The organism is Stenotrophomonas sp. YJH_SMC_65, from assembly GCF_059369475.1.
In genome coordinates this window covers 47,921-70,464 of the sequence record NZ_JCAFSR010000005.1, presented here as the reverse complement: position 1 = coordinate 70,464, position 22,544 = coordinate 47,921, and the positions used below count along the sequence as shown (strand labels likewise).

22 protein-coding genes are annotated in these 22,544 nt (G+C 66.4%); 13 read left to right on the top strand and 9 right to left on the bottom strand.

All coding sequences use genetic code 11. The features are described 5' to 3' along the window. Nucleotides 1–45: 45 nt before the first annotated feature. On the bottom strand, nucleotides 46–1,233 hold the full coding sequence (locus AC5P7A_RS10730) for a site-specific integrase (protein ID WP_227863871.1): 1,188 nt from the start codon (nucleotides 1,231–1,233) through the stop codon (nucleotides 46–48). Nucleotides 1,234–1,656: 423 nt separating this feature from the next. Here AC5P7A_RS10730 and AC5P7A_RS10725 point away from each other — a divergent pair, with 423 nt between their 5' ends. Beyond that, a complete protein-coding gene (locus AC5P7A_RS10725) occupies nucleotides 1,657–1,956 on the top strand; it encodes a type II toxin-antitoxin system RelE/ParE family toxin (protein ID WP_227863872.1) in 300 nt (99 codons plus the stop codon). Between the two features lie 58 nt (nucleotides 1,957–2,014). Beyond that, nucleotides 2,015–2,317 (top strand): addiction module antidote protein, encoded by a 303-nt coding sequence (locus AC5P7A_RS10720; protein WP_005420598.1) that lies wholly within the window; start codon nucleotides 2,015–2,017, stop codon nucleotides 2,315–2,317. 172 nt (nucleotides 2,318–2,489) lie between these two features. Here the strand turns inward: AC5P7A_RS10720 and AC5P7A_RS10715 are convergent, their stop codons facing one another. Beyond that, nucleotides 2,490–2,891: a hypothetical protein gene (locus AC5P7A_RS10715; RefSeq protein ID WP_126411622.1), complete on the bottom strand. Its 402-nt coding sequence runs from the start codon at nucleotides 2,889–2,891 to the stop codon at nucleotides 2,490–2,492. A 607-nt stretch (nucleotides 2,892–3,498) separates the two neighbouring features. Between AC5P7A_RS10715 and AC5P7A_RS10710 the strand changes: the two genes are divergently transcribed. Then, nucleotides 3,499–4,269, top strand: a complete 771-nt coding sequence (locus AC5P7A_RS10710) for a DUF3011 domain-containing protein (RefSeq protein WP_227863873.1) — start codon at nucleotides 3,499–3,501, stop codon at nucleotides 4,267–4,269. A 71-nt stretch (nucleotides 4,270–4,340) separates the two neighbouring features. Here AC5P7A_RS10710 and AC5P7A_RS10705 read toward each other — a convergent pair whose 3' ends face one another. Further along, nucleotides 4,341–4,790 carry a hypothetical protein gene (locus AC5P7A_RS10705; RefSeq protein ID WP_495220126.1) on the bottom strand — a complete coding sequence of 150 codons (450 nt, stop codon included), beginning with the start codon at nucleotides 4,788–4,790 and terminating at the stop codon, nucleotides 4,341–4,343. Between the two features lie 275 nt (nucleotides 4,791–5,065). On the opposite strand from AC5P7A_RS10705, the gene rocF reads away from it, so the two are divergent. From rocF to AC5P7A_RS10690, 3 genes are all read left to right on the top strand, one after another. After that, complete coding sequence (gene rocF / locus AC5P7A_RS10700) at nucleotides 5,066–5,986, top strand: arginase (protein ID WP_032956249.1); 921 nt, start codon at nucleotides 5,066–5,068, stop codon at nucleotides 5,984–5,986. Between the two features lie 160 nt (nucleotides 5,987–6,146). After that, nucleotides 6,147–6,284: an entericidin A/B family lipoprotein gene (locus AC5P7A_RS10695; RefSeq protein ID WP_014035659.1), complete on the top strand. Its 138-nt coding sequence runs from the start codon at nucleotides 6,147–6,149 to the stop codon at nucleotides 6,282–6,284. Between the two features lie 203 nt (nucleotides 6,285–6,487). Next, nucleotides 6,488–6,709: a CsbD family protein gene (locus tag AC5P7A_RS10690; RefSeq protein WP_004153772.1), complete on the top strand. Its 222-nt coding sequence runs from the start codon at nucleotides 6,488–6,490 to the stop codon at nucleotides 6,707–6,709. Between the two features lie 73 nt (nucleotides 6,710–6,782). Here AC5P7A_RS10690 and AC5P7A_RS10685 read toward each other — a convergent pair whose 3' ends face one another. Continuing rightward, nucleotides 6,783–7,589 carry a hypothetical protein gene (locus AC5P7A_RS10685; protein ID WP_495220125.1) on the bottom strand — a complete coding sequence of 269 codons (807 nt, stop codon included), beginning with the start codon at nucleotides 7,587–7,589 and terminating at the stop codon, nucleotides 6,783–6,785. A 108-nt stretch (nucleotides 7,590–7,697) separates the two neighbouring features. On the opposite strand from AC5P7A_RS10685, the gene AC5P7A_RS10680 reads away from it, so the two are divergent. The 4 genes from AC5P7A_RS10680 (at nucleotide 7,698) to AC5P7A_RS10665 (ending at nucleotide 12,357) form a co-directional block, all read left to right on the top strand. After that, the gene (locus AC5P7A_RS10680; RefSeq protein ID WP_032956245.1) at nucleotides 7,698–8,993 is read left to right on the top strand and encodes a tryptophan--tRNA ligase; all 1,296 of its coding nucleotides are present in this window, start codon (nucleotides 7,698–7,700) and stop codon (nucleotides 8,991–8,993) included. A 172-nt stretch (nucleotides 8,994–9,165) separates the two neighbouring features. Continuing rightward, nucleotides 9,166–9,462 (top strand): hypothetical protein, encoded by a 297-nt coding sequence (locus AC5P7A_RS10675; RefSeq protein WP_032956243.1) that lies wholly within the window; start codon nucleotides 9,166–9,168, stop codon nucleotides 9,460–9,462. Between the two features lie 204 nt (nucleotides 9,463–9,666). Then, on the top strand, nucleotides 9,667–10,599 hold the full coding sequence (locus AC5P7A_RS10670) for an MBL fold metallo-hydrolase (RefSeq protein WP_032956241.1): 933 nt from the start codon (nucleotides 9,667–9,669) through the stop codon (nucleotides 10,597–10,599). Nucleotides 10,600–10,704: 105 nt separating this feature from the next. After that, the gene (locus AC5P7A_RS10665; RefSeq protein WP_014645634.1) at nucleotides 10,705–12,357 is read left to right on the top strand and encodes a M28 family metallopeptidase; all 1,653 of its coding nucleotides are present in this window, start codon (nucleotides 10,705–10,707) and stop codon (nucleotides 12,355–12,357) included. Nucleotides 12,358–12,562: 205 nt separating this feature from the next. Here the strand turns inward: AC5P7A_RS10665 and AC5P7A_RS10660 are convergent, their stop codons facing one another. Further along, nucleotides 12,563–12,859 carry a hypothetical protein gene (locus tag AC5P7A_RS10660; protein WP_014645635.1) on the bottom strand — a complete coding sequence of 99 codons (297 nt, stop codon included), beginning with the start codon at nucleotides 12,857–12,859 and terminating at the stop codon, nucleotides 12,563–12,565. A 67-nt stretch (nucleotides 12,860–12,926) separates the two neighbouring features. Beyond that, nucleotides 12,927–14,261: an MFS transporter gene (locus AC5P7A_RS10655; protein ID WP_014645636.1), complete on the bottom strand. Its 1,335-nt coding sequence runs from the start codon at nucleotides 14,259–14,261 to the stop codon at nucleotides 12,927–12,929. A 223-nt stretch (nucleotides 14,262–14,484) separates the two neighbouring features. Here AC5P7A_RS10655 and yedA point away from each other — a divergent pair, with 223 nt between their 5' ends. Then, the gene (yedA, locus tag AC5P7A_RS10650; protein WP_049441840.1) at nucleotides 14,485–15,390 is read left to right on the top strand and encodes a drug/metabolite exporter YedA; all 906 of its coding nucleotides are present in this window, start codon (nucleotides 14,485–14,487) and stop codon (nucleotides 15,388–15,390) included. After that, nucleotides 15,387–16,283: an EamA family transporter RarD gene (rarD, locus tag AC5P7A_RS10645; RefSeq protein ID WP_049441842.1), complete on the top strand. Its 897-nt coding sequence runs from the start codon at nucleotides 15,387–15,389 to the stop codon at nucleotides 16,281–16,283. Before yedA ends, rarD begins: the two co-directional genes overlap by 4 nt. A 207-nt stretch (nucleotides 16,284–16,490) precedes the next feature. On the opposite strand, the gene AC5P7A_RS10640 is transcribed toward rarD, so the two are convergent. Beyond that, nucleotides 16,491–19,316 carry a TonB-dependent receptor gene (locus tag AC5P7A_RS10640; protein WP_495220124.1) on the bottom strand — a complete coding sequence of 942 codons (2,826 nt, stop codon included), beginning with the start codon at nucleotides 19,314–19,316 and terminating at the stop codon, nucleotides 16,491–16,493. A 358-nt stretch (nucleotides 19,317–19,674) separates the two neighbouring features. Here AC5P7A_RS10640 and AC5P7A_RS10635 point away from each other — a divergent pair, with 358 nt between their 5' ends. Continuing rightward, complete coding sequence (locus AC5P7A_RS10635; protein WP_019661820.1) at nucleotides 19,675–19,953, top strand: YrhB domain-containing protein; 279 nt, start codon at nucleotides 19,675–19,677, stop codon at nucleotides 19,951–19,953. A gap of 96 nt (nucleotides 19,954–20,049) precedes the next feature. Here AC5P7A_RS10635 and AC5P7A_RS10630 read toward each other — a convergent pair whose 3' ends face one another. Next, complete coding sequence (locus AC5P7A_RS10630) at nucleotides 20,050–21,372, bottom strand: ABC transporter permease (RefSeq protein ID WP_032956233.1); 1,323 nt, start codon at nucleotides 21,370–21,372, stop codon at nucleotides 20,050–20,052. 13 nt (nucleotides 21,373–21,385) lie between these two features. Continuing rightward, a complete protein-coding gene (locus AC5P7A_RS10625; RefSeq protein WP_014035671.1) occupies nucleotides 21,386–22,543 on the bottom strand; it encodes an ABC transporter permease in 1,158 nt (385 codons plus the stop codon). Nucleotide 22,544 lies beyond the last annotated feature (1 nt).

The following is a 22,544-nucleotide window of genomic DNA, read 5'->3' as shown; positions in this document are numbered from 1 at the left end:
CCTTTCGTTTCATCGCCTTGTACGTATTGGCGCGCCGACCGCGGATCAGGTGGACAGCCTCGGCGGCCATGTGCCCGGCTCGTGCACGAGGCCGAGGGCATCGATGATGTACTTCGACGCGCGTTCCTGATGCTCGCGCAGGTGGTCGATCGACGGGTGCAGGTATCCCATCGTGACGCCTCCGCTGGACGCGCTGTGGTTCAGCAGAAACCGCAGCTCCAGCAGTGGGACACCCGCCTGCAACGCGAGGGATGCGTATGCGTGCCTCAGCGCGTGGCCGGTGAGGTCGCCCAGCTCGTGCTGCTGGACCTCCGCCACCCGGCCCGACGCCGAGTCGGCTGGGAACAGGTAGGACGTCTTGCGCCTCACGCCTTCGGCCTCCACCTCGCGGTGGGCGAGCAGGTCGGCGAGCGCAGACGACAGCGGCAGATCGAACTTCTTGGCCGCGCCGCCCTTGGGGTTCGGCACGTGCAGGTGGCCATCGCCGAGATCCGCGCGCCTCGCCTCGCAGGATGCCGTCCGGCGCATGCCCGAAAGCAGCATGAACAGTTGGAGGTCGCGGCGCACCGGGTTGCCCAGCGACAGGACCGCCTTGCCCCATGCCTTGAGCTTGTCGGGGCTGGCGTCCACCTCCCGTCGGCGCATGCCGTTCATGTCCACGTTGCCCACCGGGTTCGGTGGCAGGTCGGGGAACTGTCGCAGTGCGCGGTTGTAGACCGAGCGCAGCACCCGCATGGTGTTGTCGCCCGAGGTGGCGCCGCTCCTCTCGGTGATCCGGCGGTGGCGCTCGCGCACGCCCTGACGGTCCGCGCCGATCTCGGCCAGCGGCCTGTCCAGCCAGTCTTTGAGGTAGTAGGTGACATGGTACTCGTAGCCGCTGCGGGTCTTGTCCGCCAGCCGCCGGGAGTTCAGGTGCAGGTCCAGCCCCTCCCGCAAGGTGATGCCGCGCGCCTTGGCCTTTCGGCGCTCCTCGTTCGGGTTGGTGCCGCCGCGCATGCCTACCAGCGTTTGTCGGGCGGCGTCTCGGGCCTGCTTGGCATCCATCGCCGGGTGGTCGCCCAGCTTTGTCCTGACCTGACGCCCGTTGACGAGGGACTGGACGTAGAAGCTGCGCTTGGTGGGGGTGACGATGAGGTAGAACCCCCGCATCTCGGTGTCGGCGTATAGGACCGACTTGCCCTGGTCGGGCTTCGGGGTCCTTTCGACGAGGGACTGGGTGATCTTCGACTTCATGCTGGCTCCGTGGGTGGCGGGGCCACGGCACGGACACGGATTCGCACCACAAGGTGCCGTGTTCAGACGCGCCGTTTGTGCCCCTGAAGCCTCATTAAGTCGCGGTTTTTCCTCGGTGTAAGCGGCCCCGGGCCATCCGATTTCAAATCATGGCAAGCTATCCACCCGCCGACTTGTAAACAGTAGGTCATCCGTTCGATTCGGATAAGCGGCACCATCAAACTCCAGTTGTGCAGCTCGACACGGCGGCGCAGTAATCGGTCGAGCACTGCTCCCTGCTGCGTCTCTCCCCTTCTTTTCCTTCCTTGCTGTTATCTCATCTTGCACCTGACGAGGCGCGTCCCACCTGCCTGTGCGCGTGCTTCGTGGTTGATGCGCGTTTCTCGTAGTTGAAAATGTGTAGCCAGTAGGCTACATTTTTCCATGAAGATCCAGCGTACCCGTCAGTTCGCGACATGGATTGACGCTCTCAAGGACGTAACTGCACGCGCTCGCATCCTAGCTCGCATCCTGGCTCGCATCGGTCGGCTCGCCGAAGGCCATCCGGGTGATCACCGCTATCTGGGGGACGGTATTTCCGAACTGCGTATCGATGCAGGGCCGGGCTACCGCCTGTACTACACCCAGTGCGGCAGGCAGTTGCTGATTCTTTTGGTCGGGGGTGACAAAAGCTCACAGCAACGCGATATCGAAAAGGCCAGGGAGATTGCACGTGCCCTGTGAGCGTCGAACCGGCTGTAGGCGAAACGACTCAATACCGAAGTACCGGAGCTGTCCCATCATGGCCATCAAGAGAAAAGTCGAACTCAAATCATTTGATGTGGCCGAGCATCTTCGGACGCCGGAGGAGATGGCGGCTTATCTCGACGCCTGCATCGAAGAAAGCGAGGGCGATTCTGCCTTCATCGCCAAGGCGCTTGGCGATATCGCTCGCGCTCAGGGCATGAGCAAGGTTGCGCGTGCGGCAGGCCTGTCACGCGAGAGTCTGTATCGCGCACTGTCCGGCGAGCGCAGCCCTGATTTCGCGACCATCCTGAAGGTGACCCGGGCCCTGGGTGTGCGATTGCACGCCAGCGCTGCATAAGCGCATGCGCCGATCATGATGCGTCGGCACCGCGTCGGTCGAAGGCGATGGAACGAAAATGAAGGAACCGCCTTTCGCCAGTTTTCTCGCCCCAACCCGCTGAGCCAGCTCAATGCATGACGTGGGCAAATCCATCGATCAACGCCGCACAGACACTGCGACCGCCGCAGCCTCAGCTACGCACCTGCAACGACAGATACTCCGCCAGCCCCCGGCAGGCCAGCATCAGTCCTTCGCGCGTGCTGTCGCCGATATCGTCCTTCTCTTCCCCGTCCACGCGCACGCGTTCGGCGGCGTGATATAGCTCCAACAACGACACCAGACCCACCGCAGCGCGGTCCCGGCGAGCGGCGGCCACGGCTTGGCCGGGTGTGCTGGCCGGTCCTTGCCACGGCTGTCCATCGGCGGCATCACCGGCGCGGATGCGCTGCAGGCAGCTGGGAAGATTGATCGGCGCGGCTGCCTCGTTCGCAGCGGCAAAAGCGGCTTCCAACGGCTGCGCCAGTTCGGGCGGCAGGCGCAGGGCGGCCTCGCCCAGGGTGGCGGTCAGGTAGGGGTGGTGGGTTCTGGACATGCGGGCATCCTCGTCAGGAACAGAGGTGCCGCCACGATAGGGTGGCGGGCGATACGTGGTTTCCAATCCCGGGACTGAATGAGCCGGTGGGCACGAGGCCCCCACGCACCGCCCGCCGTCGATCGGCGAACGGATTGCCAGCCGGCGCCGCTTTTGAGAAGTCGACGCCGGCTGGCAAGCGTATACAGCTTTCAGTCTTCGGGTTGGAAATCCCGGCCACCCCGCTGAAGGTGGCAATTCATCATGCACATGCGAAATCACTGCCTGCCAGTCGTTTGTTTCGATGGCATCGAGTGATCTGAAAGGAAAAATGAATTATCGCGTTTGGCCTGTTTCGAGCAGTGCAATGCCAGAAGCGACAGTTCGCGCAGTGCCGCGAACCACGATACATCCGGCTGTGCCATTGCTGTCGCACGGCCCATCGCGGCCCATCGTGGCCCACGACGTAAAGCTGGCTTAACCGCCCCGGCAGGGCTCCAGGAACACCCTATCAGACCTGAATCCCCAAGCGCGCCGCCGGGTTCTTGATATTCCTCACGGACAGGCCGCGGCGCCCCACCGCATACTGCCGCTACACGCCCACCCTGGGCCCCTTCGGGATCCGCACATGCGTCGCCATGCCCTGTCGCTCACCGTCGCACTGGTGTCCACCGCTTTGGTGGCCCCGGCCATGGCCGCGGTGCCGTTCTTCAACGCCAGCTGCCCGGGCGGTATCGATGTGCACGCCGACGAAGGCGGCCCGGTCTACGTGCAGGGCCGCGAGGCGGCGCTGAAACGCTTCAACGACCGCTACGTCGAAGCACGCGATGCCAATAGCGGCATCACGTTGTCGATCAGCCGCAGCGAGGACGGCACGCCCCAGATCAGCTATACCGGCCGTGGCGGCGCCAATGGCATCTGCCAGGTCAGTACTCGCGGCACACCCGCGCCAGCCGCAAGTGGCGCGCAATCTCACGACGCCGCCGGTGGCGATGCCGCGCTACCGCGCGAAGTCACCTGCGAATCCACTGACGAGCAGCAGGTGTCGTGCGATCTGAATACTCGCGGCAATGTGGAAATCGTGCGCCAGCTCAGCCGCACCCGCTGCGAGGAAGGCAAGAACTGGGGCCTGTCGCGGCACTCGGTGTGGGTCAATGGAGGATGCCGCGCGGTGTTCCGCAACGTGTCTTCGGTGACCACCCCGGCGCCGGCGCGCGATGCCGCGTTGGGCGCCTGCAACATGCGCAAGGGCGCTCAGGGCGCACTGGTCACCCAGATGCCGGTGGGCAGCGATTACCAGGAACTGATCATCGATTATCCCGACGGCCGTTTCCTGTGCATGATGCGCAACAGCGGCCAGGTGCAAAGCCTGACGCCGGTTCGCCACCGCGGCGGTTGAAGCGCAGCGGCACATTCGGCGTTGGCGTATGCCCGGAACGGGGCAACGCAGCACGCATTGCCCCTGTCCCGCTATTGCTGATTCACCGGGTCATTGCCCTTCTTGTAGGAGTACCCGGTGACATCCCAGCCGCCGCCATGGCCGGATGAGGGTTCCACCCAGGTGAATTCCCACGTCTGGATGGAGCCATCGGGAAGCAGGTTCTCCACCCGGTAGATCTCACCGGGAATGCCCTGCTCCGGCAGCTTTCCGGGAATCGATCCGTCCGCGCGTGCAGACGCGCGCCCTACGGAGAACGCCCGCCGTTCCACCTGTACGTTGCCGTAGCCCTGCGGGGCGAACGTCGGCTTTACCCGCTGCGCCACCCAGTCGAGCACTTCGCGTGCGCCCGCCGTCTGCATGGGATACGCGTCGGTGGTCACCGTATGCGTGATACGTTGCGAGGAGGCACTGGCCGCTGACGGAATCAGTCCGCCCAGGGCAATTGCCAGTACCGCAAGTCCATTGAGTGCATGCTTCATGCGTGTGGTGCTCCATGATCGAGGAAGTGAGGCGGCACCTTTAGGGTGCCTGCGCAGGGTGGAGACAACGGCAGCCTAGCGTAAGAGGCGAATCCGACCGGGATGTGAGGTGGATCGCGGAAGGTCCAATTCCTGACGACTCAGCGCTGGAATGCCTGACCGGATACGGCTGCCAGGCTGCGGCGATCTGGCCCATGCCCTGCTGCACCGCCGCGAGTGGTGTCACACAGCTCTGGCTAGACTGTGCTTCTTTTTTCCCACCGCAGGAGGCACCCATGGCCCATCCCATCTCCGTATCCCTGATTGGCGTTCCCACCGATGTCGGTGCGGGCCATCGCGGTGCACGGCTGGGGCCGGAGGCGCTGCGCGTGGCGGGCCTGCCGGAGGCGCTGGAAGCACGTGGTGTGGACGTCCGTGACGTGGGCAATCTGGATGGCCCGCGCAACCCGTGGACCGCGCCGGTGGAAGGCTACCGCCATCTGGATGAAGTGGTGGCGTGGAACCATGCACTGATGGAAGCCAGCTACGCCGAGCTGCAGGCCGGCCGCATGCCCATCATGCTCGGCGGCGACCACTGCCTGGGGATCGGTTCGATCACCGCCGTCGCGCGCTGGTGCCGCGAGCAGGGCAAGACCCTGCGCGTGCTGTGGCTGGATGCGCACTCGGATTTCAACACCAGCGATGTCACCCCGTCGGGCAACATCCACGGCATGCCGGTGGCCTGCCTGTGCGGCCTCGGCCCGGAGGCGCTGACCCACCTGGGCGGCAGCGCACCGGCGATCACCCCGGCGCAGATGCACCAGATCGGCATCCGCTCGGTGGACCCTGAGGAGAAGCGCCTGATCAAGACCCACAAGGTCGATGTGTACGACATGCGCTACATCGATGAGAACGGCATGAAGCGCGCGGTGGAAGCGGCGCTGGCCGGCATCGATGAGAACACCCATCTGCATGTCAGCTTCGACGTCGACTTCCTCGACCCCAGCATCGCACCGGGCGTGGGCACCACGGTGCCGGGTGGGGTGAACTACCGCGAGGCGCAGCTGGTGATGGAGATGATCGCCGACACCGGGCGCATGGGATCGCTGGACATCGTCGAGCTCAACCCCTTGCTGGACAAGCAGAATGCCACCGCCGAACTGGCCGTGGACCTGGTCGAAAGCCTGTTCGGCAAGTCCACCCTGATGCGCGACTGAGGGCCTGGCCTGAACGGATCGCCGATCCGTTCACACCCGCTCCACGCCGCTGCCGCCAGATTGCACTTCACGCGGCGGCGGTGGCAGTGTGCCCTCCCGCCGAGCGACAGAACCCCATCCGCGAATGAAGCGGTGTAGCGGCGAACCCAAGGAGAAGCCCATGAAGCGCGTAGTTGCCCTGATGCTGTTGTCGATGTTCTCGGTGGCCCTGCTGGCCGGTTGCAATACCGTTGCCGGTGCCGGCAAGGACGTGCAGAAGGCCGGTGAAAAAGTTGAGGACGCCGCCAAGGGCAAGTGAGCCCGGCGCGGATTGGAAAGCGAAAAGGCCGGGAATCTTCCCGGCCTTTTTTGTGCGCGCTGTTTGCCGCATGGCCGTCGAAGCGGAGTGAACCATTCAAGCAGGTGAGCATGTATTTCATTGCCGGTTGACCGGTACTCAACAGCCGCTGCGCGAAGCTGGAGCCACGGTAAGAACGCCGTTGCAACCAAGGACTCCCAGCAATGAACAAAGACATCATTTCCGGCAAGTGGTCGCAGCTGAAGGGCAAGGCGCAGGCCAAGTGGGGCGATCTGACCAACGACGACTTCGATGTGGCCGAAGGCAATGCCGAGTATCTGGCCGGCCGCCTGCAGGAACGTTATGGCTGGGCCAAGGACCGCGCGGAGAAGGAAGTGCGCGAGTTCCAGGACGCGGTGAGCAAGGACTACCCGGACTACAAGTAAGCGCTTCGGTTTCCCCCACAACACGACGCCCGCACCGTGAGGTTGCGGGCGTCGTGTTGTCTGCGCCGGACGATCAGCGCGCCGGCGGGTCCGGCACGTAGCGGTTGGGGAACGCCTGCGGTTCGCGCGGCAGGCGCGAGGGCGAATCCACCAGAATGCCGCGCGCACGCAGGTTGCGGGCGCTGTCGTAGCGCAGCTGCAATACCTGTGCGGGGCTGCGGCTGGCGCGCTCGAAGTCGGTATCGCGCACCGAGGACTGCTCGCGCGCACCGTGGCCGGTACCCAGCGCTGGGGCCTGCGACTTGCTGGCGTAGCCTTCGATGCGGCTGGCATTGGCACTGGCACTGGCATCGGCCGCCGCTTCGGCCGCCGGGGCCGGCAGCGGCAGGCCACGGCGCAGGATCGGCTCGGGGCGCCAGCGACGTGCCTCTTCGAACACCGCCACGCCCACAACGCCGATGTTGTCCGGGCGGCCGGTGCGGCTGGCATAGCTGCCGCTGGGGCTGCTGAACACGAACTGCGCCACTTCGTCCTGGCTCTTGCGCCAGCCGGTGATGTCGGCGCGCTGGCCGGGGCTGAGCACGTAGCCGGTCTGCGAGGGATCGGCATCCTCGCCGGAGACGGCGTTGACGCCGTCCACCGACAGCACCACCAGCACCCGGCGCGGGCTGTCGTTGTACAGGCGCACGGCGTAGCGGTGGCCGCGCTCGCCGGCCACCCAGCGCTGGCCCTCGGCGGGGTAGCTGCGCAGTTCGGTGCCACGGTCGCGGTCGACCAGGGTCATGCGCACCGGGCCGCCTTCGTAGGCCGGTGGCGGAGGTGGCGCCGGGCGGAAGCCGGCCAGGGGCAGGATCAGCAGCAGGGGCAGCAGGCGTTTCATCGGGCGTCTCCAGCGGGGTTGGGTGAATGAACGCGCCGCAGGCCCTGACGGGGTTGGTGGCGTGCAAGGTAAACTGGCCCCGTTCATCGAAGGTTACCCCACGCAGTCATGACGACCCGAGTCCTTACCGGCATCACCCCCTCCGGCACGCCCCACCTGGGCAACTACGTTGGCGCCATCCGTCCGGCCATCGCGGCCAGCCGCGCGCCGGGGATCGAGAGCTTCTTCTTCCTGGCCGACCTGCACAGCCTGATCAAGTCGCAGGACCCGCAGCGCACCCAGCGCGCGACCCTGGAGATCGCGGCCAGCTGGCTGGCCTGCGGCCTGGACCCGGAGCATGTGTGGTTCTACCGCCAGAGCGACATCCGCGAGACCACCGAGCTGATGTGGTTCCTGACCGCCATCGCCAGCAAGGGCATCCTCAACCGGGCGCACGCCTACAAGGCGGCAGTGGACAAGAACCGCGAGGAAGGCGTGGACGAGGACGCAGGCGTCAGCGCCGGCCTGTTCATGTACCCGGTGCTGATGGCCGCCGACATCCTGATCTTCAAGGCCAACCAGGTGCCGGTGGGCCGTGACCAGATCCAGCACATCGAGATGGCGCGCGATTTCGCCCAGCGCTTCAACCACGTGTACGGCAAGGAGTACTTCCCGCTGCCGGACGTGGTGATCGATGAGCAGGTGGCGACGCTGGCCGGCCTGGATGGCCGCAAGATGAGCAAGAGCTACCACAACACCATTCCGCTGTTCGTGCCGCGCGAGGAGCTGAAGAAGCTGGTGTTCTCGATCCTGACCGACTCGCGCGCACCGGGTGAGCCGAAGGACACCGAAGGCTCGGCGCTGTTCCAGATGTACCAGGCGTTCGCCACGCCGGAACAGACCGCAGAGTTCGCCAAGGCGTTCGCTGCCGGCATCAGCTGGGGCGACGCCAAGCAGCAGTTGTTCGAGCGCATCGACAGCGAACTGTCGCCGCTGCGCGAGCGCTACAACGCGCTGATGGCCGAGCCGGAGAAGATCGAAGCGCTGCTCAAGCGCCGTGGGCAGCAGCTGCGCGAGCAGTTGGCGGCACCGCTGCTGGAAGAACTGCGCCACGCCGTGGGTCTGCGCGACCTGTCCACGGCGGGCGACATCGCCAGCGAAGATGCCGGCGTGGCCCGCGTGGCGCCGCCGCAATTCAAGCAGTACCGCGAGAAGGACGGCCGGTTCTACTTCAAGCTGACCGCCGGCGACGGCACGCTGCTGATCCAGAGCGAAGGCTTCGATTCGCCGCGTGATGCCGGCCAGCTGATCGCGGTGATCAAGCAGGCCGAGCAGGGCGACCAGCTGCAGAGCGAGCTGTTCAAGCTGGACGCCGAGGTGGACGCCGTGCTGGCCGCACTGGCCGTGCTGCGCGAAGCGGCCTGATCGCCGGGCCTGCCTGCCCTTTGTAGAGTCGAGCCATGCTCGACTTTGCTCCGCCCCTGTAGAGCCGAGCATGGGCTCGGCTCTACAGGGAAGCCCCCCGCCGGCACGACCGTGGCACAGCACCCATGGCATGATGTCCGCGCGCCGCCGGCGCGATGACATGGAGTCTGCGATGGCCTGGTTGTCGCTGCTGCTGTTCCTGCCCTGGTTCCTGCTGCTGGGCAGCCTGTACTGGCTGTTCCCGCGCCAGCCGCGTACCGCGCGGCGGCGCCTGTTCGATGGCACCACCCTGGTACTGGCGTTCGCGCTGAGCATTGTGTCGATGCTGTGGGGCTACCGCATCGGCGTGGTGCAACCCGGCGCCGGCCCGATCTGGCCGCAGGTGCTGGCGGTGCTGTACGCCTACGGCGCGTTCCTGGCGGTGCTGGTGCTGGCGTTGCTGCTGCGACCGCGCTGGCTGGACCGGTAACCCCGCCTTTGTAGAGTCGAGCCATGCTCGACTGCACGCGCCCTCTGTAGAGCCGAGCCCATGCTCGGCTGATGTCTGGCAGAAAGGCAGCCGAGCATGGGCTCGGCTCTACGGAATCTGGACTCCGACCAAAGCCGCATCGAACCCGGGCCGCCTGCGCGCCTACCATGGGCGTCTGTTCCCGATCCTGCCAGGTGCGTGCCGATGACCGCCGACCCCAGCATCCACACCATCGATACCGGCTTCCAGCGCCCGGACTTCGACGCGGCTTACCTGATCGTTGAAAACGGCCGCGCCGCGTTTGTCGACTGCGGCACCGGCCTGTCGGTGCCGGCGATGCTGCAGGCGCTGGCGGATGCCGGCCTGGGCGTGGAAGCGGTGGACTGGTTGCTGCTCACGCACGTGCACCTGGACCACGCCGGCGGCGCCGGCCTGCTGATGCAGCAGCTGCCCAACGCAAAGGCGGTGCTGCACCCGCGCGGTGCGCCGCACATGATCGACCCGACCCGGCTGATCGCCGGTGCCACGGCGGTGTATGGCGCCGAAGAGATCGCGCGCAGCTATGGCCGCATCGAGGCGATTCCGGAGTCGCGCGTGGTGGTGGCCGAAGACGGCCACCGCATCGATCTGGCCGGCCGCGAGCTGGTGCTGCTGCACACGCCGGGTCACGCGCTGCACCACTATTGCGTATGGGATGCGCGCAGCCGCAGCTGGTTCACCGGCGATACCTTCGGTATCTCCTACCGCGAGCTGGACAGCGCGCAGGGCGCTTTCATCTTCCCGACCTCCTCGCCGGTGCAGTTCGACCCGGAGGCGATGAAGGCCTCGATCCAGCGCATGCTGGGCTACGGCCCGCAGGCGATGTACCTGACCCACTACGGTCGTGTGGAACAGGTGGAGAAACTGGCCGGCGACCTGTTCGAGCAGATCGATGCGATGGCCGCCATTGGCCGCCAGTGCGACGGTCGACCGGACCGCCATCGTTGCCTGTTGGCCGCGTTGCAGGCGCTGTATCTGGAACGTGCACAGCTGCATGGCTGTGCGCTGGACGATGCGGCAGTGACCACCGTGCTGGCGATGGATATCGAGCTCAATGCACAGGGCCTGGCCTGCTGGCTGGATCGCATCAGCAGGTAGATCCACGCCCTGCGTGGATGACGCGGGCCCAAGCCGCGCCGTGATGTCACGACCACGTTACACTCTGGTGACTTCCAAGCTAGCCGTGGTACTGCCGTGAATCCGATGCGCGTGTTGCTGCTGTCGTCCTGCCTGTTCGTCGGTGGCCTTGCCCATGCGGCCAACGACCTGCCGGGTGGCGGCATCGATCCGCAGGCGCTGTCGCGCCATGTGCGCGTTCTGGCGTCGGATGAATTCGAGGGCCGCGCGCCGGCCACCGAGGGTGAAGAGCGCACGGTGCAGTACCTGATCGAGCAGTTCCGCAGCTACGGCCTGCAGCCCGGCGGCGTGGATGGCAGCTGGGTGCAGCCGGTCCCGTTGGTGCGCGCGCAGCTGGACGGCCCGGCCAAGGCCAGCCTGTCGCTGAAGCAGGGCAAGCGTGCGCTGGCCAATGGCGTGGACGTGACCCTGCAGAGCCTGCAGCCGCGCAAGCGCGTGCAGATCAGGAATGCGCCGCTGGTGTTCGTCGGCTATGGCATCGATGCGCCGGAACGCCAGTGGAACGACTACAAGGACGTGGACCTGCACGGCAAGATCGCCGTGGTGCTGATCAACGATGCCGATTTCGAAGCCGATGCACCGGGCGCATTCGACGGCAAGGCGGTGACCTACTACGGCCGCTGGACCTACAAGTTCGAGGAAGCCGCACGCCGTGGTGCCGAAGGCGTGCTGATCGTGCACGAGACCGCGCCGGCCGCCTACGGCTGGGCCACGGTGAAGAGCTCGGGCACATCGCCGCTGTTCGACATCGAGCGCGGCCAGGACGAGGCGATGGCGCAGCACACGCCGCTGCGTGGCTGGATGCAGCGCGAGCTGGCCGAGGCGATCTTCGCCGACGCCGGCCTGGACTTTGATGCGGAGAAGCGCAAGGCGATGCGCGCCGACTTCCGCCCGGTGGCACTGGACAACGCCAAGCTGAGCGTGGACTTCGCGCTGAAGCGCGAGCAGGTGGTGACCCGCAACGTGGTGGCCAAGCTGCCCGGTGGCGAGCATGGCGACGAGGCGGTGATCTTCTCTGCGCACTGGGATGCGTTCGGCATCGGCCAGCCCGACGCCAAGGGCGACCGCATCCGCCGCGGTGCGATCGACAACGCCACCGGCGTGGCCACGGTGCTGGAACTGGGCCGGGTGTTCGCCGCCGGCCCGCAGCCGCAGCGCACGCTGTACTTCGTGGCGCTGACCGCCGAAGAGAAGGGCCTGCTGGGCGCCAGCTACTACGCCGCGCACCCGCTGGCGCCGCTGGACAAGACCGCCGCGGTGCTGAACATCGAGATGTTCAGCCCGGATGGCCCGACCCGCGACATCGCGTCGTGGGGCAAGGGCCGGGTCTCGCTGGAAGGCGACCTGGAACGCGTGGCCAAGGCCCGCGGCCGCAGCTACAGCCCGGACCCGAACCTGGAAGCGGGCTTCTTCTACCGCGCTGACCACTTCGCCTTCGCCCGCCTGGGCGTGCCGGCAATCACCATCGGCCCGGGCCTGGACAAGCTGGACGGTGGGGTTGAAGCCGGCCGCGCGCTGCGCGAGAAGTACTTCGCCGATTGCTACCACCAGGCCTGCGATGCCTGGACGCCGCGCTGGGACCCGAGCGGCCACGCTGCCGATACCCTGCTGGTCTACGACCTGGGCGCGGAGCTGGCCAACAGCCGCCGCTGGCCGACGTGGGAAAAGGAATCGGAGTTCCGCGGCGCGCGCGACAAGAGCGAAGCGGCCCGCCGCTGAGGTAGTGCCGGCCGCTGGCCGGCAACTGCCTGCTCTTTCCGGAGGTTCATGAGGTTGCCGGCCAGCGGCCGGCACTACCGAAAGAAGGTGGCGTTGTCGGCCAGCGGCCGGCACTACCAAAGGAATGTTGAGTTGCCGGCCAGCGGCCGGCACGACCGAAAGAATGTGGAGGTGTCGGCCAGCGGGCGGCACGACCGGGTGTTCGTCAGCGCCGGCGCAGCAGCTTCCAGGCGCCCCAGCCGCTGGCGGCGAGCGCTGCCAGATAGCACGCCACCATCGTGCGCAGGCCGACCAGCGATCCGCCGTTGACGCCGCGATGCAGGCGCAGTTGCAGCGAGCTGTGGCCGCTGCCCAGGTCCACTGCCAGCTGCAGCGCCAGTGCGGCGCAGAACAGCAGCAGGGCGATCCCGAAGCCGATGCGTGGCCATGCGGCCTGTGCGCTGGGGCGGCGCAGCAGCCAGGCCAGTGCCGTGGCTGCGGCCAGCGTCACCGCGATCCACATCAGTGGAGGAGCGGGAGACGCAGCGGCCACCGGCATTGCACCGGTGGCCGCGATCAGGGCAACGCGCTTACTTGCGGGTGCCGTCGAGCCAGTTCGGGCCCTTGTTGGTGAGGAAGAACACATAGACCACCAACGATACCGCGATCGTGGCAGTCACGTAGAGGGCGAACCAATCGACGTGGCCGGTCTTCAGCGCGCCCTGGTACAGCAGCGGGGCGGTGCCACCGAACAGCGAGTTGGCCAGCGCATAGCCCAGGCCCACGCCCAGTGCACGCACGTGGGTGGGGAACAGCTCGGCCTTCACCACCGCGTTGATGGAGGTGTAGCCGGTGAGGATGACGAAGGCCAGCGCCAGGGTCAGGAAGGCCAGGGTGGCGTCATGCTGGTGCGGCAGCTGGGTGATCAGGTACCAGCTGTACAGCACGCCGCCGACGCCGAAGAACACCAGCAGGGTCTTGCGGCCGATGATGTCCGACAGCCAGCCACCGACCGGCTGCAGCACCATCAGGAAGGCCAGCACGCCCAGGTTGATCAGGGTGCCGGTCATCGGATCGTTGCCGGCGAAGGCGCTCTGGATCATCTTCGGGCCGTTCACCGAGTAGGTGTAGAAGGCCACGGTGCCGCCGGCGGTGATCAGGAAGCACAGCAGCAGCGGTCGCCACTGGTGCACGAACAGCTCGTACATCGAGCCGGACTTCTGCGCCTTGCCCTCGCGCGCGGCCTCGATGGACGACTCCGACAGCGACTCGTCCATGCCACGGCGCAGCCAGAACACCACCACCGCGGCGATGCCGCCGATGCCGAAGGCGATGCGCCAGCCCCACTCGGAGATTTCCGGCTTGCCCCAGAAGGTCAGCATCAGCAGCAGGGTCAGCTGGGCCAGCACGTGGCCGCCAACCAGGGTGACGTAGTGGAAGGACGACAGGAAGCCGCGGCGGCCGGGAATGGCGGCTTCGGACATGTAGGTGGCGCTGGCGCCGTACTCGCCACCGGTGGCGAAGCCCTGCAGCAGCCGTGCGAACAGCAGGATGACCGCGGCCCAGATGCCGATGCTGGCGGCGGTGGGGGTGATGGCGATCAGGAACGAGCACAGCGCCATCAACGTGACCGAGACGGTCAGCGCCAGGCGGCGGCCATGGCGGTCGGCGAAGCGGCCGAAGAACCAGGCGCCGATCGGGCGCATCAGGAAGGTCGCGGCGAAGATCGCCCACACGTACATCGTGGAGTTCTTGTCGTCGGGCGAGAAGAACTGCGATTCGAAGTACACGGCGAACACCGAGTACACGTAGACGTCGTACCACTCCACCAGGTTGCCGGCGGAGCCTTTGAGGGTGTTGGAGATCGACCGCCGCAGGGCGGCGCGGTCGTTCGCGGGGACAGCAGGTTGGGGCGTGGTGCTCATCTGGGTGGGAATCCTCGATGCGGCGCGTCCGTGCGCAGGGAAAACGGCGCCCGGCCTTGGGGCGGCGCGGCCGGGCAGCCCTCTTGGTACTGCATCGACCGTCAACACGGGGTAGCAGACCAGAGCAGGGTGCATGGATGGATGACAGCGTGCCACCGCATGGGGTCCCGGACCATACTCAAAACGTCCTAGAATCCGCCTTCCCCCGGCTCCCTGGTGTGTCATGTCGGTTCCCCCCTCTTCGTCTGCGGCTGCCCCCCGGGGTGGCCTTGTCGCGCTGGCACTGCTGCTGGTCTACGTGGTCTGGGGCTCGACCTACCTGGGCATCGCCAAGGCCCTGCACGGCGGCGCACTGCCGCTGACGATGGTCTCCGGCAGCCGCTTCATCATTGCCGGCGGCCTGATGTTCCTGGCGCTGCGCCTGTTCTGGAAGCTGCCGAACCCGACCCTGCGGCAATGGCGCAACCTGGTCATCATGGGCGTGACCATGCTGGTGCTGGGCAACGGCATGGTGGTGCTGGCCGAGCGTGAGGTGTCCTCGGGCCTGGCCGCCACCGCGGTGGCCTCGGTGCCGCTGTGGATGGCGCTGTTCTCGGCGCTGCGCGGGCAGCATGCCAGCCGCGGTGAGTGGCTGGGCATCGCCATCGGCTTCCTCGGTGTGGTCTGGCTCAATGCCGGCAGCAGCCTGACCGCCTCGCCGACCGGGCTGGTGCTGCTGCTGATCGCGCCGATCGGCTGGGCCTTCGGTTCGGTGTGGGCACGCGGGCTGGACCTGCCGGGCCCGTTCATGACCGCGGCCGGGCAGATGATCTGCGGTGGCGTGCTGCTGGTGCTGATCGGCCTGGCGGTCGGCGAGCGCCCGAGCACGCTGCCCGATACCGGTGGCCTGCTGGCGATGGCGTACCTGTGCGTGTTCGGCTCCATCGTCGCGTTCACTGCCTACGTGTGGCTGCTGCAGAACGTGCGCCCGGCGCTGGCCGGCAGCTATGCGTACGTCAATCCGGTGATCGCGGTGCTGCTCGGCGCGCTGCTCAACGGTGAGCGTTTCGGCTGGCGCGACCTGCTGGCGATGGCGGTGATTCTCCTGGGTGTGGTGGTACTGACGATGGCAAGGACGCGAAAGAGATGAGCATGGACGAGAAAGAACAACGCCGGGGCCTGCTGGTCACCGCGTCCACCTTCGTGATCTGGGGCCTGGTGCCGGTGTACTGGCACCTGCTCAACGAGGTGCCTTCGTTCCAGATCATCGCCCACCGCATCATCTGGAGCACCGCGCTGGTGCTGGGCTGGCTGCTGATCAGCTCGCGCCTGGGCTGGTGGCAGAAGATCGCCGCGCAGCCGCGCGCGCTGCCGATCCTGCTGGTGTCGAGCCTGACCATCGCCTTCAACTGGGGCCTGTACATCTGGGCGGTCAACGCCGGTCATGTCATCGAGACCAGCCTGGGCTACTTCATCAACCCGCTGGTGAACGTGCTGCTGGGCGTGCTGGTGCTGAAGGAACGCCTGCGCCGCCTGCAATGGGTGGCGGTGGCGATGGCGGCGGTGGGCGTGGCCTGGCTGACCATCGACGCCGGCACACCGCCGTGGATCGCGCTCGGCCTGGCTTGTTCGTTCGGCCTGTATGGGCTGTTGCGCAAGCTGGTCTCGGTCGACCCGGTGGCCGGCCTGGGCGTGGAAAGCATGTACCTGTTCCTGCCGGCGCTGGCCTTCGCGATCTGGGCGGAAAACGGCCATGGCGGTGCGTTCTTCCATGGCTGGGGCTGGCGCAACGACCTGCTGCTGATCTTCGGTGGCGCAGTCACCGCCGTACCGCTGATCGGCTTTGCCTACGGCGTGAAGCGCATTCCGCTGTCGCTGGTCGGCATCCTGCAGTACATCGCACCGAGCCTGCAGCTGCTGCTGGGCGTGTTCTTCTTCCACGAAGCGTTCGATACCGCCAAGGCGATCGGTTTTGCCGCGATCTGGGCCGGCCTGATCCTGTTCGTCGGCGACAACATCCGCACGATGCGCGCCAAGCGCTAGCGCCGGCGGGGCTGCGGGGTCGGATCCCTCCGCAACGCGGAGGGCTCTGACCCTGTTCTATCCGTCGCGTGGGGTCAGAGCCCTTCGCAGGGCGAAGGGATCCGACCCGCTTCCACCCAAAAAAGAACGGCGCCCCGAGGGGCGCCGTTCTGCTTCCGTCCACGGCCAGGAGAGAGGGATGGCCGTGGCGGGAACGCGGTTGCAGGCTTAGAAGCGCTGCTGGTACTTCATGTACATGAAGCGGCCGATGTCGAAGCCACCGTAGTAGGTGAAGCTGCTGTTCGGCTGGCTGTACATGATCGGACCCTGGTGGTTGAACACGTTGTTCACGCCCAGCGACACGGTGCCATCCCACGGCAGGCTGTAACGCACCTGCAGGTCGTGGAAGGTGTTGGAGCCCACCTTGTTGGTCGGCGACGCGCTGGTGTACGACGAGTTGAAGCCCGGCAGGTTGCACTCATCCATGTACGAGCACTTCTCCTTCATGCTGGAGTAGTAGCGCGCGGTCCAGCCGATGCCGAGGTCGCCATACTGCCAATCCAGGTTGAAGGTGGAGCGCACGCGGAAGTCGCCGGCCCAACCGGTACGCTGTTCCACCGGGGTGGTCGCGGCGCTGTCGTTGCGCTGCTCCAGGTAGTCGGTGTACGTGGTGTTCCAGTTGACGGCGAACTTGCCGAACGCGGTTTCCGGCAGGCGGTAGCGCACGTTGATGTCATAGCCGGCGGTTTCGCGGTAGCCCGCGTTGACCAGCGAGCGGTCCAGCGAGTTGACCTGGCCGTTGCTGCCACGGGTGAAGCGGCCGCAGGCGGCATCCGAACCCTGCACGTAGCACTGTTCCAGGATGTTGGTGGCCGACTCACCGACGATGGCGTTGTCGATGCGGATCTTCCACCAGTCCAGGCTGACGTCCAGGCCCTGCACGAAGTCCGGGCTGTAGACCAGGCCGACGGTCCAGGTCTTGGCGGTTTCCGGCTTCAGGCCCGGGTTGGAACCCGAGCTGAAATCGGTGGTGGCCTGCTGGCCGGGCTTGGTGGCCACGCTGCCATCGCTGTTGAGCTGGCGGAAGTTGGCCGGCACCTTCAGCGCCTGGCAGCGGGCAGCGACGGTCGGGCTGGTGGCGGCGGTACCGAAGGAGGTATCGCACGGATCGGTGAACGAGTCGCGGCTGCTGACGGTGCCGCCGTACAGGTCATCCACGGTCGGCGCACGGAAGCCGGTGCCGTAGGTGGCGCGCACCAGCAGGCTGTCGATCGGCTTCCACTTCAGGCCGAACTTGCTGTTGGTGGTCGAACCGAAGTTGTTGTAGTCCGAGTAGCGGCCGGCCATGTCCAGCGACAGTTCGCGGGCGAACGGCAGGTCGGCCAGCAGCGGCACCTGCAGCTCCAGGTAGACCTCGTTGAGCGAGTAGTTGCCGCGGGTCGGCTGGCCGCTGGTGCCGGCGATCTCGCCCTTCTGCACCATCGTGTCCGGAGTGTAGCTGGCTTCTTCGCTGCGGTGCTCGAAGCCCATCGCGGCCAGGATGTCGCCGGCCGGCAGGGTGAACAGCGAGCCGGAGATGTTGCCGCTGGCGACCTTGGTGGTGCTCTGCATCTTGTCGACGAAGCGGGTGAACAGGTAGTCCTGCACGTCCTGGTTGCTCAGCGAGCCGGGTCCGGTGTAACCCATCGGGGCGGCCGGGTTCCACGGCACGCAGCCGGCGATCACCGCGCCCGGCGCACCGCAGCGGGCCACGTTGCCGTCCATGAAGGACGGGCCGACGGCCAGGTTGACGTGCGGCTGGTACATGCTGCCGGTACCGATGCGCTCGCCTTCGTTGCGGTTGTACATGTAGTTGACGTTCCAGTCCCAGTACCGCGAACCGGTTTCGAAGCTGCCTTCCAGACCAATGCTGGCGCGCTTGGTTTCCAGGTTGTTCTCGGTGCCGCGCGGCAGTTCCTCGGTACGGTGCGCGAACAGCGCATCCTGGCCCCACAGGTTGAACGCGCTGTCCTTGGACAGGGCGGCACGGCTGCCATTGCGGGCCTGTGCGGCGCTGACCGAGTACGGGTAACCGGCCAGGTGCTTGGTCGACTCGCGCTTGCTGTACAACGCGTCGGCGACGATGCGCAGGTTGTCGGTGATCGAGAAGCCACCGTTGGCGAACACCGAGGTGCGTTCCAGGCCTGTCAGCAGGCTCATGTTCGACTTGGTGTTGGCACCATCAGCCGGGTCCGGCGCATGGAAGTTGCCGGCCTTGCCCGGGTCGCCGCCCGGGCCTACCGTCAGGTTCTTGCCACCGACGGTGACGTAGCCCCACGGGGTGTTGCCATTGAGGCCATCGTTGGGGTGGCGCGGGCCGTTGGTGTAACGGCTGAACTCGCGGTCCTTGCCCAGCACCTCATCTTCCTTGGTGCGCTCGGCGCCCACGCTGAACCAGCCGCGCTCGAAGGTCTTGCCGAAGGTCGCGCTGTAGGCGCGCTTCTGGCCGTCACCCTGGCCGTACTGGCCGACATAGACGCTGGCTTCGCCACCATCGAAATTCTTGCGGGTGATGATGTTGACCACGCCGGCGATGGCATCGGAGCCGTACAGCGCGGAGGCGCCGTCGGTCAGCACTTCCACGCGCTCGACGATGGACGACGGGATCGAGGCCAGGTCGGAGTAACCGCCGGCGCTGACGCCCATGCGGCGGCCGTCGATCAGCACCAGGCTGCGTTCCGGGCCCAGGTTGCGCAGGCTGACGTACATGCCGCCGAAGTCGCGCGAGGAGGTCAGCGACGAGGCGCGGCTCATGCTCGGCGCACCGGCGGCAGGAATGTCCTGCAGGATGTCAGCGACGTTGACGTAGCCCTTCTTCTCGATCTCGGCGCGGTTGAGCGCGACCACCGGCTGTGCGGTTTCGACACTGGCCTGGCGGATGCGCGAGCCGGTGATTTCGATGCGGTCGAGGTTGGTCGGGGTATCGCCGGCGCTCTGTGCGAAGGCGGGGGTGGCGCAGCTGGCGGCCAGCGCGATGACGATCGCGTTGCGCAGCGGATTGGTTTTCAGGGACATCCGTGAAATCTCGTGTTTCAGTAAAAACAAGCGCCCGTTCTATGGGCGCGTGGGGTGCTGCAAACCAACGTGGGGGGCGCGATTCTAGAATGTTTCCATTCGTAACTGTTTGTCTCGGCGCCGCTGGAAGTGCGCGAAAATGAATCGCAACCAACAATCCACAGATGCGCTGTGCGCAGCGTCACGCGCGCTGCGTTTGCGATGGGCAGAGGCATCGATAGCGGCACGAAGCTGGCACGCTTGAGTGGTTGCGACAACGCGTCGCAGTACGCGCTTGTATGCAGGCGCGCAGGCGTTGTGATGCACCTGCCCGCATGAAATGCTCTTCGCCTTGTCATCGAAGGCAGGAGACGAAGGAATGATCCAGCTTGAAGAAGCACGCCGTCGCGTGGAGGCTGCACTTGCCAGCGACGATGAGCCGGTTGCCATCACGCATGAGCACGAAGTGGTCGAAGGCTGGCTGTTCTGCTTCCAGTCGCTGCGCTACCTGCAATCCGGCGAAATCTCGGATGCATTGGCCGGCAATGGGCCGATCTTCGTCGACCGGCACACAGGCGAGCAGCACGCGCTGGGCACGGCGTATCCGCCCGAGGAGGTCCTTCGCCAGCATCTGGCCGCGCGCGGCCCCGCCGTCTGATGCTGCGGCGGCGGATTTCTGAGTTGGGCAACGTGAAAGGGACGGAGCCTTCGCTCCGTCCCCTTGCGTGATGCGCAGTCCACCGCTGCGCGATGCTCAGGTTTCGCGCAGCGCCGTGGTGATCGGCAAACGTGCCGCGCGCAGTGCCGGGAACAGGCCGCCGACCAGGCCGATGCCCAGTGCCCATTTCAGGCCGGTCCACAGCAGTTCCGGCGACACATGGAACTTGAACACCACTGCGCTGAAGTTGCTGCCGATGGTGGACACGCTGTAGCCGTTGAACAGCAGCCACGCCACCGCACAGCCGAGCAGGCCACCGAGCAGCGCCAGCAGCATCGTCTCCAGCATCACTGCCGTCACCACCGGCAGGCCGCGGAAGCCGATCGCACGCATGGTGGCGATTTCGCGGGCGCGCGTGGCGACGGCCGCATACATGGTGTTGAGCGCGCCAAACACCGCACCGACCGCCATGATCGTGCCGATCACCTTGCCAAGGATGTCGATCAACTTGGTCAGCCCGCCGCCCTGCTTGCTGTAGTACACGCGGGTGGTTTCCACGTCCAGTTTCAGGCGCGGGTCGGCGGCGACGGCGGCCTTGAACTGATCGAAGCCTGCCTTGCCCTCGGTGCGCACGCTGATCGACTGCCAGGCGCTGCGCTGGTAGGTGGTGGCCAGCGTATCGGCGTCGGTCCACAGTTCCGAATCATGCGCATCGCCGGTGGCGAACACACCCACTACGGTCCAGGTCTGGTTGCCCAGGGTCAGTGTCCTGCCCACCTCCATGTCGCGGAACTGGCCCTTGGCGCCCTGGCCGACCACGATCTCGCGCAGGCCAGTGGCGAACTTGCGCCCCTCGACGATCCTGACCTTGTCATGCACCGCCCATGCCTGCGGGCCCACGCCGCGGAACTGCGCGTTGACGTCGGTGCCATCGGACTTCGACACCAGGTTGACCACCTGCGACAGCTCCGGCGACAGCAGCGGCCGGCCCTGCGCATCGCGGCTGATGCCGGGCAGGGTGGACAGCATCGGTACCTGCTCGCGGGTGATCACTGAGTTGGTCTCGGCCTGCGAGCCACCGCGCAGCACGATGGCAGTGGTGTCATCGCCGGTGTTGTTGAGCGTGGCCTGGAAGCCTTCGCCCATCGCCAGCATTGCCACCAGCACGCCGACCACGCCGGCGATGCCGACCACGATCACCGAGGACGCGCCCCAGCGCTGCGGCAGGCTGGCCACGCCGATACGGGTGGCGGCCAGCGCCAGTCGCCCCCCGCGGGTCAGCAGAAGCCACAGGGCCACCAGCACGGTCACGGCCAGCACGCCGGTCCACGGCAGGCTGATCCACAGCACCAGGCCGACCGCCAGCAGCAGCACCGTCACGCCGTTGCCCAGCCACTTCTTGAGTTTGCTCTTGAACATGTCTGTGTTCTCCTCAGCGACCGGCCAGTGCGTCGACGATCTTCAGGCGCTTGGCACGCAGCGCCGGCAACAGGCCGACGATGATGCCGATCACCACGATCAGGCCCAGCCCCATCAGCCAGGTTGGCGTCGGCACGTGCGGCGGCAGCATGCCCATGCTCTTCGGGCCGATGGCCGGCAGGATCAGCGCGGCCAGGCCCATGCCGATCAGGCCGCCCAGGCCGATCAGCAGCACCGATTCCACCATCACCAGGGTCAGCACGGTGCTGTCCTTGAAGCCCAGCGTCTTCAGCGTGGCCAGCTCCGGCACGCGCTCGCGCACGGCCTGCGCCATGGTGTTGCCGGTCAACAGCAGCAGGGTGAAGAACACCGCGCCCATGATCGAGGTGACGATCATGCCGATATCCGCGAACTGCTTGACGAAGGCCTGCTGGAACGCCGATTCGGTCTGGGTCTTGGTCTCGTGGTCGGAGTTGGCCGAGATCGCGTCGATCGCCTGCGCCACCCGCGAAGAGTGGTCCGGGTTGTCCAGCGTTACCGTGTACCAGCTCACCTGGTTCTTGATGTAGTCGTTGGATTCATCGAAGTACTTCCAGTTCATCATCAACTGGCGTTCTTCGTTGGCGGCCAGCGCACGGTCCTTGGAACGGTAGATGCCCTTGAGCACCAGCGGCCAGTCGTTGCTGCCGCCACGCGGGAAGATCGTGGCCTGCAGCGGGATGGTGTCGCCGATCTTCCAGCCGAACTGCTTGGCCAGGGTTTCGCCGACGATGGCGCCGGTACGGGTCTGCTTCCAGTCTTCCAGCTGTGCCGGGTCGATCTGCAGCTCGCGGTAGACATCGAAGTAGTTGGGGGACACCGAGAAGTTCGGGAAGAAGTTCTTCGGGTCCTGGTAGATGCCGCCGAACCACATGCCATAGGCCACGTCGCGCACGCCGGCCACCTGCCGCACCTGGGCCTCCAGGCGGATCGGCAGCGACTGGGTGATCGACAGCCGCGATGCGACCACCAGGCGGTTGGCGCCTTCCACGCTGCCGCCGGAGGTGAATGCCACGCGCACCGAATCGAGCATGCCGAACAGCAGGAACGCGGCCACCACGGAGAGCAGGGTCAGCAACGTGCGGGTACGGCTGCGGAACAGCTGCGCCCACACCAACGAGAAGTATTTCATC

Coding starts and splice junctions, on each gene's coding strand:
- AC5P7A_RS10725 (WP_227863872.1), top strand. CDS start 1,657: ATGAAGATCCAGCGTACCCGTCAGTTCGCGACATGGATTGACGCTCTC.
- AC5P7A_RS10630 (WP_032956233.1), bottom strand. CDS start 21,372: ATGTTCAAGAGCAAACTCAAGAAGTGGCTGGGCAACGGCGTGACGGTG.
- AC5P7A_RS10655 (WP_014645636.1), bottom strand. CDS start 14,261: ATGAGCACCACGCCCCAACCTGCTGTCCCCGCGAACGACCGCGCCGCC.
- yedA (WP_049441840.1), top strand. CDS start 14,485: ATGTCGGTTCCCCCCTCTTCGTCTGCGGCTGCCCCCCGGGGTGGCCTT.
- AC5P7A_RS10730 (WP_227863871.1), bottom strand. CDS start 1,233: ATGAAGTCGAAGATCACCCAGTCCCTCGTCGAAAGGACCCCGAAGCCC.
- AC5P7A_RS10690 (WP_004153772.1), top strand. CDS start 6,488: ATGAACAAAGACATCATTTCCGGCAAGTGGTCGCAGCTGAAGGGCAAG.
- AC5P7A_RS10695 (WP_014035659.1), top strand. CDS start 6,147: ATGAAGCGCGTAGTTGCCCTGATGCTGTTGTCGATGTTCTCGGTGGCC.
- AC5P7A_RS10670 (WP_032956241.1), top strand. CDS start 9,667: ATGACCGCCGACCCCAGCATCCACACCATCGATACCGGCTTCCAGCGC.
- AC5P7A_RS10625 (WP_014035671.1), bottom strand. CDS start 22,543: ATGAAATACTTCTCGTTGGTGTGGGCGCAGCTGTTCCGCAGCCGTACC.
- AC5P7A_RS10640 (WP_495220124.1), bottom strand. CDS start 19,316: ATGTCCCTGAAAACCAATCCGCTGCGCAACGCGATCGTCATCGCGCTG.
- AC5P7A_RS10685 (WP_495220125.1), bottom strand. CDS start 7,589: ATGAAACGCCTGCTGCCCCTGCTGCTGATCCTGCCCCTGGCCGGCTTC.
- AC5P7A_RS10675 (WP_032956243.1), top strand. CDS start 9,166: ATGGCCTGGTTGTCGCTGCTGCTGTTCCTGCCCTGGTTCCTGCTGCTG.
- AC5P7A_RS10715 (WP_126411622.1), bottom strand. CDS start 2,891: ATGTCCAGAACCCACCACCCCTACCTGACCGCCACCCTGGGCGAGGCC.
- AC5P7A_RS10660 (WP_014645635.1), bottom strand. CDS start 12,859: ATGTGGATCGCGGTGACGCTGGCCGCAGCCACGGCACTGGCCTGGCTG.
- rocF (WP_032956249.1), top strand. CDS start 5,066: ATGGCCCATCCCATCTCCGTATCCCTGATTGGCGTTCCCACCGATGTC.
- AC5P7A_RS10710 (WP_227863873.1), top strand. CDS start 3,499: ATGCGTCGCCATGCCCTGTCGCTCACCGTCGCACTGGTGTCCACCGCT.
- rarD (WP_049441842.1), top strand. CDS start 15,387: ATGAGCATGGACGAGAAAGAACAACGCCGGGGCCTGCTGGTCACCGCG.
- AC5P7A_RS10720 (WP_005420598.1), top strand. CDS start 2,015: ATGGCCATCAAGAGAAAAGTCGAACTCAAATCATTTGATGTGGCCGAG.
- AC5P7A_RS10635 (WP_019661820.1), top strand. CDS start 19,675: ATGATCCAGCTTGAAGAAGCACGCCGTCGCGTGGAGGCTGCACTTGCC.
- AC5P7A_RS10665 (WP_014645634.1), top strand. CDS start 10,705: ATGCGCGTGTTGCTGCTGTCGTCCTGCCTGTTCGTCGGTGGCCTTGCC.
- AC5P7A_RS10705 (WP_495220126.1), bottom strand. CDS start 4,790: ATGAAGCATGCACTCAATGGACTTGCGGTACTGGCAATTGCCCTGGGC.
- AC5P7A_RS10680 (WP_032956245.1), top strand. CDS start 7,698: ATGACGACCCGAGTCCTTACCGGCATCACCCCCTCCGGCACGCCCCAC.